The 14,417-nt window shown below is 66.7% G+C and carries 15 protein-coding genes; 11 read left to right on the top strand and 4 right to left on the bottom strand.

Going from position 1 to position 14,417, the window contains the following annotated elements:
- The first annotated feature begins 43 nt into the window (after window positions 1-43).
- Window positions 44-964 carry a LysR family transcriptional regulator gene (locus ABIC90_RS09965; RefSeq protein WP_354353932.1) on the top strand — a complete coding sequence of 307 codons (921 nt, stop codon included), beginning with the start codon at window positions 44-46 and terminating at the stop codon, window positions 962-964.
- A 31-nt stretch (window positions 965-995) separates the two neighbouring features.
- On the opposite strand, the gene ABIC90_RS09960 is transcribed toward ABIC90_RS09965, so the two are convergent.
- Window positions 996-1,631: a YqhA family protein gene (locus ABIC90_RS09960; protein WP_354353931.1), complete on the bottom strand. Its 636-nt coding sequence runs from the start codon at window positions 1,629-1,631 to the stop codon at window positions 996-998.
- Between the two features lie 157 nt (window positions 1,632-1,788).
- On the opposite strand from ABIC90_RS09960, the gene acs reads away from it, so the two are divergent.
- Both acs and ABIC90_RS09950 read left to right on the top strand, forming a co-directional pair.
- A complete protein-coding gene (gene acs / locus ABIC90_RS09955; protein WP_354353930.1) occupies window positions 1,789-3,786 on the top strand; it encodes an acetate--CoA ligase in 1,998 nt (665 codons plus the stop codon).
- 253 nt (window positions 3,787-4,039) lie between these two features.
- A complete protein-coding gene (locus tag ABIC90_RS09950) occupies window positions 4,040-4,549 on the top strand; it encodes a LapA family protein (protein WP_354353929.1) in 510 nt (169 codons plus the stop codon).
- Window positions 4,550-4,570: 21 nt separating this feature from the next.
- Here the strand turns inward: ABIC90_RS09950 and ABIC90_RS09945 are convergent, their stop codons facing one another.
- On the bottom strand, window positions 4,571-4,879 hold the full coding sequence (locus tag ABIC90_RS09945) for a c-type cytochrome (protein WP_354353928.1): 309 nt from the start codon (window positions 4,877-4,879) through the stop codon (window positions 4,571-4,573).
- Between the two features lie 108 nt (window positions 4,880-4,987).
- On the opposite strand from ABIC90_RS09945, the gene ABIC90_RS09940 reads away from it, so the two are divergent.
- Both ABIC90_RS09940 and ABIC90_RS09935 read left to right on the top strand, forming a co-directional pair.
- The gene (locus ABIC90_RS09940) at window positions 4,988-5,242 is read left to right on the top strand and encodes a TIGR04438 family Trp-rich protein (protein WP_354353927.1); all 255 of its coding nucleotides are present in this window, start codon (window positions 4,988-4,990) and stop codon (window positions 5,240-5,242) included.
- 67 nt (window positions 5,243-5,309) lie between these two features.
- Complete coding sequence (locus tag ABIC90_RS09935; protein ID WP_354353926.1) at window positions 5,310-6,134, top strand: DUF3592 domain-containing protein; 825 nt, start codon at window positions 5,310-5,312, stop codon at window positions 6,132-6,134.
- Between the two features lie 4 nt (window positions 6,135-6,138).
- On the opposite strand, the gene ilvD is transcribed toward ABIC90_RS09935, so the two are convergent.
- Window positions 6,139-7,833, bottom strand: coding sequence for a dihydroxy-acid dehydratase (gene ilvD / locus ABIC90_RS09930; RefSeq protein ID WP_354353925.1), 1,695 nt, complete (start codon window positions 7,831-7,833; stop codon window positions 6,139-6,141).
- Window positions 7,834-7,933: 100 nt separating this feature from the next.
- Here ilvD and ABIC90_RS09925 point away from each other — a divergent pair, with 100 nt between their 5' ends.
- Window positions 7,934-8,866 (top strand): LysR family transcriptional regulator, encoded by a 933-nt coding sequence (locus ABIC90_RS09925; protein WP_354353924.1) that lies wholly within the window; start codon window positions 7,934-7,936, stop codon window positions 8,864-8,866.
- On the opposite strand, the gene ABIC90_RS09920 is transcribed toward ABIC90_RS09925, so the two are convergent.
- Window positions 8,863-9,810, bottom strand: a complete 948-nt coding sequence (locus ABIC90_RS09920) for a LysR family transcriptional regulator (RefSeq protein ID WP_354353923.1) — start codon at window positions 9,808-9,810, stop codon at window positions 8,863-8,865. The genes ABIC90_RS09925 and ABIC90_RS09920 overlap by 4 nt on opposite strands.
- A 129-nt stretch (window positions 9,811-9,939) precedes the next feature.
- Between ABIC90_RS09920 and ABIC90_RS09915 the strand changes: the two genes are divergently transcribed.
- The 5 genes from ABIC90_RS09915 to ABIC90_RS09895 all read left to right on the top strand — a co-directional run bounded on the left by ABIC90_RS09915 (window position 9,940) and on the right by ABIC90_RS09895 (window position 14,312).
- Entirely contained in the window at window positions 9,940-10,713 is a 774-nt protein-coding gene (locus tag ABIC90_RS09915; protein WP_354353922.1) for an SDR family oxidoreductase, read from the top strand.
- 32 nt (window positions 10,714-10,745) lie between these two features.
- Complete coding sequence (locus tag ABIC90_RS09910; protein ID WP_354353921.1) at window positions 10,746-11,015, top strand: hypothetical protein; 270 nt, start codon at window positions 10,746-10,748, stop codon at window positions 11,013-11,015.
- Window positions 11,016-11,151: 136 nt separating this feature from the next.
- Window positions 11,152-11,979 (top strand): prolipoprotein diacylglyceryl transferase, encoded by an 828-nt coding sequence (gene lgt, locus ABIC90_RS09905; RefSeq protein WP_354353920.1) that lies wholly within the window; start codon window positions 11,152-11,154, stop codon window positions 11,977-11,979.
- Between the two features lie 151 nt (window positions 11,980-12,130).
- On the top strand, window positions 12,131-12,799 hold the full coding sequence (locus ABIC90_RS09900; RefSeq protein WP_354353919.1) for a GntR family transcriptional regulator: 669 nt from the start codon (window positions 12,131-12,133) through the stop codon (window positions 12,797-12,799).
- Between the two features lie 46 nt (window positions 12,800-12,845).
- A complete protein-coding gene (locus tag ABIC90_RS09895) occupies window positions 12,846-14,312 on the top strand; it encodes a malonyl-CoA decarboxylase (protein WP_354353918.1) in 1,467 nt (488 codons plus the stop codon).
- Window positions 14,313-14,417: the final 105 nt, after the last annotated feature.

Here is a 14,417-nt window from a genome sequence, read left to right as displayed (position 1 = left end):
AATACCTCGAATAACGCCTTTGTTTATTTCTAAAATCGTTCGAATGGATCGATTGAATGCAATGCGGGTGTTCGTGAGCGTGGTGGATTCGGGCAGCCTCTCGGCCGCGGCCGACAAGCTGGACATGTCCCGCCCGGTGGTCACGCGCTACGTGGCCGAGCTGGAGCAATGGACCGGCGCGCGCCTCCTGCACCGCACGACGCGCCGCCTGAGCCTCACCGCGGCCGGCGCCGAACTGCTGCCGCGTTGCCGCCAGGTGCTCGAACTCACGGGCGACATGCAGGCCGCGATGCGGCACCCGGCCGATGCGCCGAGCGGGCAGTTGCGCATCACCACCAGCACCTCGTTTGCGCAGGCGCAACTGGCCGATGCGGTGGCCGACTATGTGCGGCGCTATCCGGCGGTGGCGGTCGACCTGGTGCTGCTGGACCGCGCGGTGAACCTGGTGGACGAGCGCATCGACCTGGCGATCCGTGTGGCGCTGGAACTCGACCCGAACCTCATCGCGCGCCGGCTCACGGTGTGCCGATCGGTGGTGTGCGCCGCGCCGGCCTACCTGGAGGAGCACGGCAGGCCGCTGCGCGTGGAAGAACTGGCCCAGCGCAATTGCCTCACGCATTCCTATTTCGGGCGCAGCCTGTGGAACTTCACGCGCAAGGACAGCGGGGAGCCGGTGTCCGTGGCGGTGGGCGGCAACGTGTCGACCAACGATGCCGCGAGCCTCATGTGCCTCGCGCGGGCGGGGGCGGGCATCACGATGCTGCCGACCTACCTGGCGGCGCCGATGCTGCACACCGGCGAACTGGTGCCGCTCTTCGAAGATTGCGAGCCGCAGGTCGTCGGCATGTACGCGGTGTATGCCTCACGCAAGCACATGCCGGCCACGCTGCGCACGATGCTCGATTTTCTGGCCGAGCGCTTCACCGAAGTGCCGGCCTGGGACGCGCCGCGCGCTGTGGTGTAGCGCGCGGGCCCTTGCTCTGTCTCTCTGTCTGTCAGTGAGGCGCGTTGCCCTGCGAGCCGTTCGCGGTCATCAGCTTGTCGGTGTAGGCGATCGCCATGGCCGAGAACAGGAAGGCGATGTGGATCACCGTCTGCGCGATCAGCACACGGTCGGTGTAGTTGTCCGCGTTGATGAAGGTCTTGAGCAGGTGGATCGAGCTGATGCCGATGATGGCGGTGGCCAGCTTGACCTTGAGCACCGATGCGTTCACATGGCTCAGCCATTCGGGCTGGTCGCGGTGGCCCTCCAGGTTCATGCGGCTCACGAAGGTTTCGTAGCCGCCCACGATCACCATGATCAGCAGGTTGGAGATCATCACCACGTCGATCAGCGCCAGCACCACCAGCATGATCACCGTCTCGTTGAGCGCGCCGATAGGCGCGGTGGTCTTGTAGCCGATGCTGGTGATCAGCAGCTGCAGTGCCTCCTTGCTGCCGAATGCGGCTTCGACCAGGTGCAGCAACTCGACCAGGAAGTGCACCACGTACACCGCCTGCGCCACGATCAGGCCCAGGTACAGCGGCAGTTGCAGCCAGCGGCTCGCAAAGATCAGCCTGGGCAGCGGGCCCATGGGCGAAATCCGGCGGGCGGGCGGGTTCAGGGGATCGAGGGGGTCGGGAGCGGACATCGGGAGGGTGGTCGTGGAGGACCGGCGATTTTAGGTGCCTGCCCGTGACGCCTCGGTGATAACCCTGCGAACTAACATCGGACGCGGCAATGACCCGTCAGTGAACCGTAAGTGCGGCGGCCGACATTACGCCGCATCCATCCAGGAGACAAAGCGAATGAGCAGCGCATCTAAAAACATCGAATCCGTACTGGTCGAGAACCGCGTGTTCCCGCCCGACGCCCGCGCCACCGAAGGCGCCCGAATTTCAAGCATGGCCGCCTATGACGCGCTGTGCAAGGAAGCCGAGCAGGACTTCGAAGGGTTCTGGACCCGCCTGGCCCAGGGCAATCTGCAATGGACCAAGCCCTTCACCAGGACCCTGGACGAATCGAAGGCCCCGTTCTACGAATGGTTCGGCGACGGTGAACTCAACGCCAGCGCCAACTGCCTCGACAAACACATCGGCACCCCGGTCGAGAACAAGACCGCCATCGTCTTCGAAGCCGACGACGGCACCGTCACCCACGTCACTTACAAGCAACTGCTCGCCCGCGTGAGCCAGTTCGCCAACGCGCTCAAGGCCGCAGGCATCAGCAAGGGCGACCGCGTCATCATCTACATGCCGATGACGGTCGAGGGCGTGATCGCGATGCAGGCGTGCGCGCGCATCGGCGCCACCCACAGCGTGGTGTTCGGGGGCTTCTCGGCCAAGGCGCTGCAGGAACGGATCATCGACGCGGGCGCGGTGGCGGTCATCACCGCCAACTACCAGCTGCGCGGCGGCAAGGAACTGCCGCTCAAGGCCATCGTGGACGACGGCATCGCGCTGGGCGGCTGCGAGTCGATCAAGACCGTGTTCGTCTACGAGCGCACGCCCACCGCATGGGCCCGCGTCGAAGGCCGCGACAAGACCTTCGATGAAGCGCTCAAGGGCCAGAGCACCGAGTGCCCGCCCGTGCCGGTGAACGCCGAGCACCCGCTGTTCATCCTCTACACCTCGGGTTCCACCGGCAAGCCCAAGGGCGTGCAGCACGCCACCGGCGGCTACCTGCTGTGGGCCAAGCTCACGATGGACTGGACCTTCGACATCCGTCCCGAAGACGTGTTCTGGTGCACGGCCGACATCGGCTGGATCACCGGCCACACCTACGTCGCTTACGGCCCGCTCGCGGCAGGCGCGACGCAGGTGGTGTTCGAGGGCATCCCGACCTTCCCGCATGCGGGGCGCTTCTGGCAAATGATCGAGAAGCACAAGGTCAGCGTGTTCTACACGGCGCCCACAGCCATCCGCTCGCTGATCAAGGCGGCCGAGGGCGACGAGAAAGTGCATCCGAAGAACTGGGATCTGTCGAGCCTGCGCATCCTCGGTTCGGTCGGAGAGCCGATCAATCCCGAGGCGTGGATGTGGTACCACCGCAATATCGGCCACGAGAAATGTCCGATCGTCGATACCTTCTGGCAGACCGAAACCGGCGGCCACGTCATCACGCCGCTGCCGGGCGCCACGCCGCTGGTGCCGGGCTCGTGCACCTTGCCGCTGCCGGGGATCATGGCCGCGATCGTCGACGAGACCGGCAAGGACCTGCCCAACGGCGCGGGCGGCATGCTGGTCATCAAGCGGCCCTGGCCCTCGATGATCCGCACCATCTGGAACGACCCCGAGCGCTTCAAGAAGAGCTATTTCCCCGAGGAAATGGGCGGCACGATCTACCTGGCCGGCGATGGCGCGGTGCGCAGCACCGACCGCGGCTACTTCCGGATCACCGGCCGCATCGACGATGTGCTGAACGTATCCGGCCACCGCCTGGGCACGATGGAAATCGAATCGGCGCTGGTCTCCAAGACCGACCTGGTGGCCGAAGCCGCCGTGGTGGGCCGCCCCGACGACGTGACGGGGGAGGCCGTGTGCGCCTTCGTCGTGCTCAAGCGTGCCCGCCCGACCGGCGAGGAAGCCAAGCAGATCGCCAACGAACTGCGCGCCTGGGTGGCCAAGGAGATCGGCCCCATCGCCAAGCCCAAGGACATCCGCTTCGGCGACAACCTGCCCAAGACGCGCAGCGGCAAGATCATGCGGCGCCTGCTGCGCAGCATTGCCAAGGGCGAGGCGATCACGCAGGACACCTCGACGCTGGAGAACCCGGCGATCCTGGAGCAGTTGTCGCAGACAAACTGATCAAGGATCCGGCCGAAGGCCGGTCAGCGCGTAGCGCGCCGCCGGTGAAGACGGCACTCATATCGCGCAGCGATGTGATGTGCCGGCAAAATCCGGCAATCCTCGAACAGTTGTCAGAACGGCTGTAGGACGTGGCCGTCTCTCCGTCCGGCTGGGCCGGACGGCCCTCCGGCTGAGGTAAAACCCACCGGTTGCCGAGCGCACAGATGCGCGGCATTGCCGTTGTGTTCGATCTTTTCAGAGGAGGCCCCCCATGGGCGTGAGATCCGCTTTCCTGTTCGTCATCGTGCTGCTCATCGCAGTGCTGGCCGCTTTGAACTGGGGGACGCTGTCGGCCCCCACCGATATCTGGCTGGGCTTCATGACCGTGTCAGGCCCGCTGGGCCTGATCATGCTGGGCCTCACGGTCGTGCTGGCCGCCTTCTTCCTGGTCTACGTGCTGTACCTGCACAGCTCGGTGCTGCTGGACACCAAGCGCCACACCAAGGAAATGCAGGTGCAGCGCGACCTCGCCGACAAGGCCGAGGCTTCGCGCTTCACGGAGCTGCGCAATTTTCTCGAGGCGCAGGAGAACAAGCACATGGGCCACAACGCAGACCGCCACCAGGCGCTTCTTGCGCGCATGGACCAGCTCGAAACAGCGGTGCGCCTGCGCTCCGAGCAGACCGACAACACGCTTGCCGCCCACATCGGCCAGCTCGAAGACCGCATCGAGCGCCGGCCCGCCGCAGTCTTGCCGCCCGACACCCACCCGCTGGTGTAACGCGCAGCACGCCGGCCGCGCTCAGCGCGGCGTGGCCATCACCCATGCCGCGAGCTTCTTCGCGTCGGCTTCGCTGACCTGGTTGTTCGCCGGCATCGGCACCGGGCCCCAGACGCCCGATCCCCCCTTCATGATCTTGACCGCGAGCTTGTCCGTCGCGGTCTTGTCGTCCTTGTACTTCGTGGCGATGTCCTTGAACGAGGGCCCCAGCACCTTGCGGTCGACCGCGTGGCAGCTCATGCAGTTCTTCGACGTGGCAAGGGCCAGGTCGGCAAAGGCGGGCGCCGCCAGGCCAAGGCCCAGGGCTGCGGCGAACAGAACTCTTTTCATGTGGAAGTATTTCGTAAGGGCTGGGTTACATTCGATGCAACGCGATTGTAGGTAGCGCCGTGCACCGGCGTCCGGATGCGTTGGCTGCAAAACCCGGAGGGATTCGCGATGTTGTTTCTGCTGTTGGGCCTGTTGGGCCTGGGTCTCAAGTACTTCGAAGTCGGCATGGTCGCCGGCTGGAGCTGGTGGATCGTGCTGTCGCCGTTCGCACTCGCCGTGGCGTGGTGGGCCTGGGCCGACTCGTCGGGCTACACCAAGCGCAAGGTGGTCGAGCGCGAAGACAGGCGCAAGCAGGCGCGCATCGACCGCCAGAAAGCCAACATGGGCCTGCCGACCAGCAACGGCCAGCGCCCGCGGCGCTGAGTTTCCGGCCCGCCTTCAGCCTCCGGACTTCGAACGGCCCGCTCCTCGCAAACAAAGGAGGCGCGCCATGGACGACGAAGCCGCCACCCACGCGATGCTCGTCTTCGGGCTTTCGCTGCTGGTCGGACCGGCCGTCGGCGCACTCGTCGGCTGGCGCAAGAAGCTCTTCTGGGGTGCAGGCGTCGGCGCGTTGCTGATCGGCTGCGCCGGCCTCTACGGCGCGGCCACGATCGGCTGGCAGCGCTACCAATCCATTGCCGGCACAGTCCTCGTGCAGGGCAGCCTCGTCGAATTCCTGGAATCGCAAAGCAAGGACAGCAATGGCCGCTGGACGACCACGCGTGCCCCGGTGGTCGCGTACACCGCCTCCGACGGGCAGGCGCGCCACGTGAAGGGGCTGGGCGGCGGGCTCTCCGACAAGGAGCCGGGCGATGCGGTCGATGTGCGCTACAGCGCGTCCGATCCGGCAAAGGCGCTGGTGGCCGATTTCCAGAACATGTGGGGCATCGTCTGGGGGCTCGGCGTCTTCGGCGGGTTTCCGGCAATGTTCGGCCTGTTCTTCATCGGCATGGCGATCAAGGAGGGGCGCCCTCCATCCGATGCACTTAAGAAGCAGCCCGAGGCCACGCCCGCGCAGAAACGATGGCGCACGCGCGGCACGGTGCTGGCCAACGTGGTGTTCCTCGCCGGCTTTGCCGTGTGCTTTCTCTACCCCGACGAAAGCTTCGGAAAAGGAATCGGCGCCGGGTTCATGACCGTCGGCGCCGGTGCCTTGCTTCACTTCGTCGTGCAGAGCTTCAAGCCTGCGATGGACTTCGAGTTCCGCAGCATCTTCGGCATCGTGGGCCTGGGCTTCATCGCCTTCGGCTACGGTGCCTGGATGATGATGTGAGCGATCAGAACTTGTCGAGCACCGCGCCCGAGCTCGCGCTCGAGGCGTTGAACGCGAACTTGGCCTGCACGCCGCGCGTGTAGCGCGGGGCCGGGGCCTTCCAGCCTTCGCGGCGCTTGGCCAATTCGGCTTCGGGCACGTTCAGTTCGAGCTTGAGTTCATGCGCGTCGATGGTGATCGAGTCGCCTTCGTTCACGAAGGCGATGGTGCCGCCGGCCGCCGCTTCGGGCGCGACGTGGCCCACCACCATGCCCCAGGTGCCGCCCGAGAAGCGGCCGTCGGTGATCAGGCCCACGCTTTCGCCCAGGCCCGCGCCGATCAGCGCGCCGGTCGGTGCCAGCATTTCGGGCATGCCCGGTCCGCCCTTGGGACCCAGGTAGCGCAGCACCATCACATCGCCGGCCACGATCTTGCCGTCCAGGATGGCCTTGAGCGCCGATTGCTCGTCGTCGAACACGCGGGCCGGGCCGGTGATGACGGGGTTCTTAAGGCCCGTGATCTTGGCGACCGCGCCTTCGGGCGACAGGTTGCCCTTGAGGATGGCCAGGTGACCTTCGTCGTACATCGGCTTGTCGATCGGGCGGATCACGTCCTGGTCGGCGCGCGGCACGTTGGGCACGTCTTTGAGCACTTCGGCGACGGTCTGGCCGCTGATGGTGATGCAGTCGCCGTGCAGCAGGCCCGCGTTCAGCAGCACCTTCATCACTTGCGGAATGCCGCCGGCCTGGTGCAGGTCGACCGCCAGGTACTTGCCCGAGGGCTTCAGGTCGCACAGCACCGGCACCTTCTTGCGCATGCGCTCGAAGTCGTCGATGGTCCATTCCACCTCGGCCGCGTGCGCAATGGCCAGGAAGTGCAGCACCGCGTTGGTCGAGCCGCCGGTGGCCATGATGACGGCCACGGCGTTCTCGATGGCCTTCTTGGTCACGATGTCGCGCGGCTTCAGGTCTTTCTTGATTGCCTCGATCAGCACCTTGGCCGATTCCTTGGCCGAGTTGGCTTTCTCGTCGTGCGGGTTCGCCATGGTCGACGAGTAGGGCAGCGAGATGCCCAGCGCCTCGAACGCGCTGGACATGGTGTTGGCCGTGTACATGCCGCCGCAGGAGCCGGTGCCGGGAATGGCGCGCTTCTCGATCTCGTGCAGGTCCTCGTCGCTCATGTTGCCGGCGGCGTTCTGGCCTACGGCTTCGAACACGCTCACGATGTTGAGGTCCTGCCCCTTGTAGCGGCCCGGCAGGATGGTGCCGCCGTAGACGTAGATGGCCGGCACGTTGGCGCGCAGCATGCCCATCAGGCCGCCGGGCATGTTCTTGTCGCAGCCGCCGACCACCAGCACGCCGTCCATCCACTGGCCGCCCACGCAGGTCTCTATGCAGTCGGAGATGACCTCGCGGCTCACCAGCGAGTACTTCATGCCTTCGGTGCCCATCGCCATGCCGTCGGAGATGGTGGGGGTGCCGAACACCTGCGCGTTGCCGCCGGCTTCCTCGATGCCTGCGATGGCGGCATCGGCCAGCTTCTGCAGGCCCGAGTTGCAGGGCGTGATGGTGCTGTGGCCGTTGGCGACGCCGACCATCGGCTTCTTGAAGTCGCTCACTTCGTAGCCCATGGCATAGAACATCGAGCGGTTGGGCGCGCGGCTCTTGCCTTCGACGATGTTGGCGCTGCGGCGGTTGATCTGGATCGGCTTGGTGTCCATGGTGTCTCTTCTATCGTGGGGAGGTCGGGGGTGCCAAGTATCGGACTTCTGATTGATTCGTTCCAATCCAATTTTGTGCATGGATTGATATGCTCGGCATATGAATGAAGTCTTGATCGACCTGCGCGCCTGGCGCCAGTTCGTCGCCGTGGCCGAGGAACTGCACTTCGGCCGCGCCGCACTGCGCCTGCACATGACGCAGCCGCCGGTGACGCAGGCCATCGCCCAGCTGGAGAAGACGCTGGGCGTGGTCCTGTTCGACCGCACCCGAAGGCGCGTGGCGCTCACCCCGGCCGGCGAGGCGCTGCTGCCCGACGTGCGCGAGCTGCTGGCCCGCGCGCAGGCGCTGCCGGCACGGGCGCGCGCGGCGGCGGCGGGGCAGGTGGGTCGGGTGCGCATCGCCTTCGTCTCGACCGTCGGCTTCGAGCAACTGCCGGCCTGGGTGCGCGAGTTCCGCGTGCTGTGCCCCGAGGTGGCGCTCGAGCTGGTCGAGGCCACCGGCGATGTGCAGCTCGAAGCCTTCGCGCGTGGCGAGATCGATGCGGGGCTGATGCTGCATTCGCCGGGTGCGGCGCCGCCGGGGCTCACGCGGCTGGTTGTGTCCGAAGAGCCGCTGGTGCTTGCGCTGCCGGACCGGCATCCGCTGGCCCGCGCGCAGAAGCTGCTTCTGTCCGACGTGCTGGCCGAGCCGCTGGTGATCTTTCCGCGACGCATCGTGCCGTCGCTGCACGACGCGATCTTCGAGCTGTATCACGCGGCGGGCCGGGTGCCGCTGCTCTCGCAGGAGGCCATCCAGATGCAGACCATCGTCAACCTGGTTTCGGGCGGCATCGGCGTGGCCTGGGTGCCCGAGAGCGTCACGCAGTTCCGGCGCGCGGGCGTGGTGTACCGGCGCGCCGCCGAATTCGCGCCGGCCGCCCGGCGGCGCACCGCACCGGCGCTTCCGGTGTGCGAGACCAGCCTGGTCTGGCCCGAGGGCGCGAACAACCCGGCGCTGGCACGGTTCGTGGCCTTCGTGCGCGAGCGCGGTTAGAGCGCGGTGAATTGGCGCGTCTTGCGGGAGCGAGCGCCCGAGGGCTTGTCGAGCGAATCCGCCAGCAGCGTTTCGAGCCAACCCGCAAAGGCCTGCACCCGCCGCGACAGGTTGCGTCGGTGCGGGTACACCAGCTGCACCGGCAGCGGCTCGGCCCGCGCCTCGGGCATCACCTCGACCAGCTCGCCCGCTGCAAGGTGCGCGCGCACGTCGTAGGCCGGAATCTGGATCAGCCCCAGCCCGGCCAGCGCGCAGGCGATGTAGGTCTCGGCATTGTTCGCGGCCACCTGGCTGCGCATGCGCAGCGTCGCGGTCTCGCCGTCGCGCTGCCATTCCCAGGGCGCCGCACGGCCGCTGGTCGGCGAGGCGTAGTTGACCGCGATGTGCTCGGGCAGATCGGCCGTCGTTTGCGGCGTGCCGTGACGCGCCAGGTAGGCGGGGCTTGCGCAGTTGATCAGCGTGAAATGTCCGAGCGGCCGCGCCACCAGGCTGCTGCTGGCCAGCGGCCCGACGCGCAAGGCGCAGTCGACGCCTTCGAGCACCAGGTCCACCGCGCGGTCGCTCGAACCCAGCTCCAGTTCGATGGCCGGAAAGCGCGCGAAGAAATCCGGCAGGGCCGGCGCGATGAGCAGTCGCGCGATACGGCTGGGCACATCGACCTTGAGCCGTCCGCTCACGTTGCTGTGCGCCGGCAGGAACTGCTGCTCGATGTCCTCCATGTCGGCCACGAGCGCGCGGGCGCGTTCGACCAGTGCTTCGCCGTCGGGGGTGAGGCCGACGCGCCGCGTGGTTCGGTGCAGCAGGCGCGAGCCCAGCCGTGCTTCGAGCTGCTGCACCGCGGTGGAGACGGCGGCGCGCGGCAGCGCCAGCCGGTCGGCCGCCCGGGTGAAGCTGCCGCTTTCGGCCACGCGAAGAAAGACCTTGAGGAGTTCTATGCGGTCCATGAATCCCCATCAGATTGTTCGTTGAATGCTGAACAGTCTAGCGTCAAGAGGCTGCTTTATCTGAATGCATGCGGTCAATAGACTGGGGCTTCCCGTCACATATCCACGCTCTTCTTCAGGAGGTATTTCATGTCCGCACGCACTCTCGCAAACAAGGTCGCCGTCATCGCCGGCGGCGGCAAGAACCTGGGCGCGCTCATCGCCCACCAACTGGTCGACGGCGGTGCCCGCGGCATTGCCATCCACTACAACAGCGACGCCTCGCGGGGCGACGCCGAAAAAACCGCCGCCGCGCTCCAGGCCAAGGGCGCCGACACGCTGCTGGTGCAGGGCGACCTCTCGGTGGTGGACAACAACATCCAGCTGTTCGACCAGGCCGTCAAGCACTTCGGCCAGGTCGACATCGCCGTCAATACCGCGGGCGTGGTCATCAAGAAGCCGATCCTCGACGTGACCGAGGCCGACTACGACCGGAGCTTCGACGCCAACGCCAAGGCCGCCTTCTTCTTCATCCAGCAGGCCGGCCGCACGCTGGCCGACGGCGGCAGCATCGTGTCGCTGGTGAGCTCGCTGCTGGCGGCCTACACGCCGTTCTATGCGATCTACCCCGGTTCCAAGGCGGCCGTGGAGCATTTCACGCGCGCCGCTTCCAAGGAGTTCGGCGAGCGCGGCATCTCGGTCAATGCCATCGGCCCGGGCCCGATGGACACGCCGTTCTTCTACGGCCAGGAGAGCAAGGAGGCCGTGGCGTACCACAGCAGCGCCGCGGCGCTGAGCAAGTTCTCGAAGAAGGGCCTGACCGACATCGAGGACATCGCGCCCATCGTTCGCTTCCTGGTCACCGAGGGCTGGTGGATGACGGGCCAGACGATCTTTGCCAACGGCGGCTACACCACCCGCTGATCCGGCAAGATCGCGCCCGGAGGACAACGCATATGCACACGATCATGGTGGTGGGCGGCGGCTTCTTGCTGCTGGTGGTGTTTTTGCTGGCCAGCCGCTTCGTCGGCGACGGCTCGTCGGCGGCGCTGGCCGCCGCCGCCAAATGGTTCATTCCGGCCTGGTTCATCGGCGCCGGCATCAACATGGCGGTGGGCGTGCTCAAGGCAGGCTACTCGGTGGCCGAGGAGCTGCCGATCTTCCTGCTCGTCTTCGCGGTGCCAGCCGTGGTGGCCGGGCTGGTGTGGTGGAAATTCGGACGCTGACATCGGTCCCATTCGTGAAACACCGCGGAACCGGCTTCGCCGGGCCGCAGGTGTTGCCCCCGGTAGGGGGTAGGAGAAGCGACACGAAGTGCGCGAAGCCTGGGGGCGAGCCAAATGCTCGGGGCACAATCCGCGGATGCTCATGTATCCCCAGATCAATCCCATCGCACTGCAGTTGGGGCCCGTCGCCATCCACTGGTACGGCCTGACCTACCTTGCTGCCTTCGCGCTGTTCTACTTTCTCGGCACCCGCCGGCTGCGGCACGAACCGTTCCGCTCGCTGGCCGGCGCGGGCGCCTGGCAGCGCAAGGACATCGAGGACATTCTTTTCCTCGGCGTGATGGGCGTCATCGTCGGCGGGCGGCTGGGCTACTGCCTCTTCTACAAGCCCGAGTTCTATCTTGCGCACCCGCTGGAGATCCTCTACGTGTGGCAGGGCGGCATGAGCTTCCATGGCGGCATGCTGGGCGTGATCGGCGCGATGGTGTGGTTCGCGCGTTCGCGTGCGCGGCCGTTCTGGCAAGTGATGGACTTCGTCGCACCCTGCGTGCCGACCGGCCTGGCCGCGGGGCGCGTGGGCAACTTCATCAACGGCGAACTCTGGGGCCGCTTCAGCAGCCCCGACCTGCCTTGGGGCATGGTATTTCCGCAGAGCGGCTCCATGCTGCCGCGCCATCCGTCGCAGATCTACCAGTTCCTGCTCGAAGGGCTGCTGCTGTTCGCGATCATGTGGCTCTACGCGCGCAAGGAGCGCAAGCAAGGGCAGGTGGCCGCGGTGTTCCTGATCGGCTACGGCGCGCTGCGCTTCTTTGCCGAGTACTTCCGCGAGCCCGATGACTTCCTAGGCCTGCGCGCCCTGAGCCTGAGCCAGGGCCAGTGGCTCAGCCTGCCGATGATCGTGGCCGGCATTGCGATGTGGTTCTGGTTCGGCCGCGCCAAGTCGGCCTCCACCGCACGCGCCTGAGGCCCCGGCTCTCAGGGTAATTCCGGGCCGCAAGGGCGATGCGCGGCCTTGCGCCGCATGTATGCGGCGCTGACAATTACGCGTAATTACAGAAAATTACGCTGACCTGGCGCAAGAAGTTGCGTGGGGCCGGTGACTTCAAAACACCCCTATGCGCCTGGTCGCCAACTCCCTGCATGACGAAGTCGCCGCCACGTTGCGCGAGCAGATCTTCGAAGGCACGCTGGCGCCGGGCAGTTTTCTCGACGAAGCCGCGCTGTGCGAGCGGCTTTCCATCTCGCGCACACCGCTGCGCGAGGCGCTCAAGGTGCTCACCGCCGAAGGCCTGCTCCGGCACGAGCCGCGCCGCGGGTGCTTCGTCAACGAGGTGACCGAGCGCGACCTGGACGACATCTTTCCGGTGATCGCGCTGCTCGAAGGCCGCTGCGCCTACGAGGCGGCCCGCAACGCCAGCGACGCCGAACTGCACGAGCTGGACGCCCTGCACGAGCGCCTGGTGCGCCATGCCAGGGCGCGCCGCATCAACGACTACTACGCCACCAACCACGTGATTCACGAGGCGATCATCAAGCTGGCCGACAACAAGTGGCTGGCGCAGGTGATCGGCGACTTGCGCAAGATCCTGAAGCTCGCGCGGCTGCAGCAACTGCATGCGCCGGGCCGGCTGGACCAGAGCCTCTCCGAGCATCTGGCCGTGTTCGCGGCGCTCAAGGCGCGCGACAGCGAGGGCGCCGACGCCGCCATGCGCACGCACCTGACGCGCCAGCGCGAGGCGCTGCGCGAAGTCATGCAGCAACAAAAATCCAGGGTGATGCCGTGACGATCCGCCGCCGCGCACCCGAGCCCATCCACAGGGGAGCCCCTTCATGAGTGCGACCGAATGGTTCCAGGCGCGGCTGCGTTCAGGAGAAAAGTCCAAGGTGCCCGTGGCGCCCGAGGGCACCGCCAGGAACGCGCCGAAGAACACGCTCAAGCCCAGCGAGCGCACCACCGCCGAGCGCCTGCAGGTCACGCTGCGCAAGGCCGACGAGGCGCTGTCACCGCGCGCGCTGCGCCGCGTGTTGGCCGATCTGCAAGCCGTCATCGACCCGCGCGTGAGCGAGGTGGAAGGCGGCCGCCGGGCCCATGCCATCGCGCTGGCCTATGCCGCGGCCACGCCCGAAGAGCGCCGCGACTACTGGGCGCTGATGAGCGAGCATTTCGCCGCCGACGCGCAAAAGCTCAAGAGCGCGCGCGACCAGCACCAGGCCGCCGTCGGAACACCCGACGAAGGGCAGGCCGAGTTGAAGCTGCGCCGCGCGCTCGTCTCGCCGCGCATGCGCCTCTTGCAGCGTTTTGCGGTCGAGCCCGCGGGCATGCGCTTTCTGGTCGACCTGCGCGCCGACCTGCTGCCGTGCCTGAAGGCCGACAAGCGTCTGCTCGCGCTCGATGCCGAACTGGAGCAGCTGTTTTCCACCTGGTTCGACGTTGCCTTTCTCGAGCTGCGCCGCATCGACTGGGATTCGCCGGCTTCGCTGATCGAGAAGCTCATCCGCTACGAGGCGGTGCACGACATCAAGAGCTGGTCCGACGTGAAGAACCGGCTGGACGACAGCGACCGTCGCTGCTACGGCTTCTTTCATCCGCGCCTGCCCAACGAGCCGCTGATCTTTGTCGAGGTGGCGCTGGTCGACCGCATCAGCGACGGCATCACGCCGCTGCTGGACGAAGCCGCCGTGCCGGTCCCGCCGGCCAAGGCCACCACCGCGATCTTCTATTCGATCAGCAACACCCAGACGGGCCTGCGCGGCGTGAGCTTCGGCGATTCGCTCATCAAGCGCGTGGTCGAGACGCTGCAGGACGAGCTGCCGCGCCTGAAGACCTTTGCCACGCTGTCGCCGATTCCGGGTTTTCGCACCTGGCTGGCGAAGAACGCCGCAGACCTGCTGCCGCGCCTGGACGAGAAACGCGAAGCCGAACTCGGCCGCCTCGTCGGCTCCATGCCGCCCACGGCCGAGCGGCTGCTTGCCGCCGTGGAGGGTGCCGCCGCGCTGGACGCCAAATCGCCGCTGCGCCAATGGTTGCTGCAGGCCGCCGCCGAGTACCTGGGCCGCGCGCTGGTCGACGGCACGCCGGCCGACCCGGTCGCACGCTTTCACCTGGGCAACGGTGCCCGCGTGGAGCGGCTGAACTGGGCGGGCGACCCGTCGGCCAAGGGGCAGAAACAGTCCTACGGGCTCATGGTCAACTATCTGTACGACCTCAAGCGCCTTGACAAGCACCGTGCATGGCTGGGCGACGGCAAGGTGGCGGTATCGGGAGACATCGAAAGCCTGTTCTTCAAGAAAGGCTGAGCGAGGCAGGGCCGGACGGACATCGGCCGCGTGTTCCAGCAGTGTTCGACGAGCAAAAGCAGGCGCCAGGCAAGGCGCTCAACCGCCGCCCCAAGCGGCAAAATC

Source organism: Variovorax boronicumulans (assembly GCF_040544675.1).
GTDB classification, from domain to species: Bacteria; Pseudomonadota; Gammaproteobacteria; order Burkholderiales; family Burkholderiaceae_C; genus Variovorax; species Variovorax boronicumulans_D.
The sequence above is the reverse complement of the archived record's forward strand: the minus strand, read 5'-3'. Positions and strand labels throughout refer to the sequence as shown.

Coding starts and splice junctions, on each gene's coding strand:
- ABIC90_RS09965 (WP_354353932.1), top strand. CDS start 44: ATGGATCGATTGAATGCAATGCGGGTGTTCGTGAGCGTGGTGGATTCG.
- ABIC90_RS09960 (WP_354353931.1), bottom strand. CDS start 1,631: ATGTCCGCTCCCGACCCCCTCGATCCCCTGAACCCGCCCGCCCGCCGG.
- acs (WP_354353930.1), top strand. CDS start 1,789: ATGAGCAGCGCATCTAAAAACATCGAATCCGTACTGGTCGAGAACCGC.
- ABIC90_RS09950 (WP_354353929.1), top strand. CDS start 4,040: ATGGGCGTGAGATCCGCTTTCCTGTTCGTCATCGTGCTGCTCATCGCA.
- ABIC90_RS09945 (WP_354353928.1), bottom strand. CDS start 4,879: ATGAAAAGAGTTCTGTTCGCCGCAGCCCTGGGCCTTGGCCTGGCGGCG.
- ABIC90_RS09940 (WP_354353927.1), top strand. CDS start 4,988: ATGTTGTTTCTGCTGTTGGGCCTGTTGGGCCTGGGTCTCAAGTACTTC.
- ABIC90_RS09935 (WP_354353926.1), top strand. CDS start 5,310: ATGGACGACGAAGCCGCCACCCACGCGATGCTCGTCTTCGGGCTTTCG.
- ilvD (WP_354353925.1), bottom strand. CDS start 7,833: ATGGACACCAAGCCGATCCAGATCAACCGCCGCAGCGCCAACATCGTC.
- ABIC90_RS09925 (WP_354353924.1), top strand. CDS start 7,934: ATGAATGAAGTCTTGATCGACCTGCGCGCCTGGCGCCAGTTCGTCGCC.
- ABIC90_RS09920 (WP_354353923.1), bottom strand. CDS start 9,810: ATGGACCGCATAGAACTCCTCAAGGTCTTTCTTCGCGTGGCCGAAAGC.
- ABIC90_RS09915 (WP_354353922.1), top strand. CDS start 9,940: ATGTCCGCACGCACTCTCGCAAACAAGGTCGCCGTCATCGCCGGCGGC.
- ABIC90_RS09910 (WP_354353921.1), top strand. CDS start 10,746: ATGCACACGATCATGGTGGTGGGCGGCGGCTTCTTGCTGCTGGTGGTG.
- lgt (WP_354353920.1), top strand. CDS start 11,152: ATGCTCATGTATCCCCAGATCAATCCCATCGCACTGCAGTTGGGGCCC.
- ABIC90_RS09900 (WP_354353919.1), top strand. CDS start 12,131: ATGCGCCTGGTCGCCAACTCCCTGCATGACGAAGTCGCCGCCACGTTG.
- ABIC90_RS09895 (WP_354353918.1), top strand. CDS start 12,846: ATGAGTGCGACCGAATGGTTCCAGGCGCGGCTGCGTTCAGGAGAAAAG.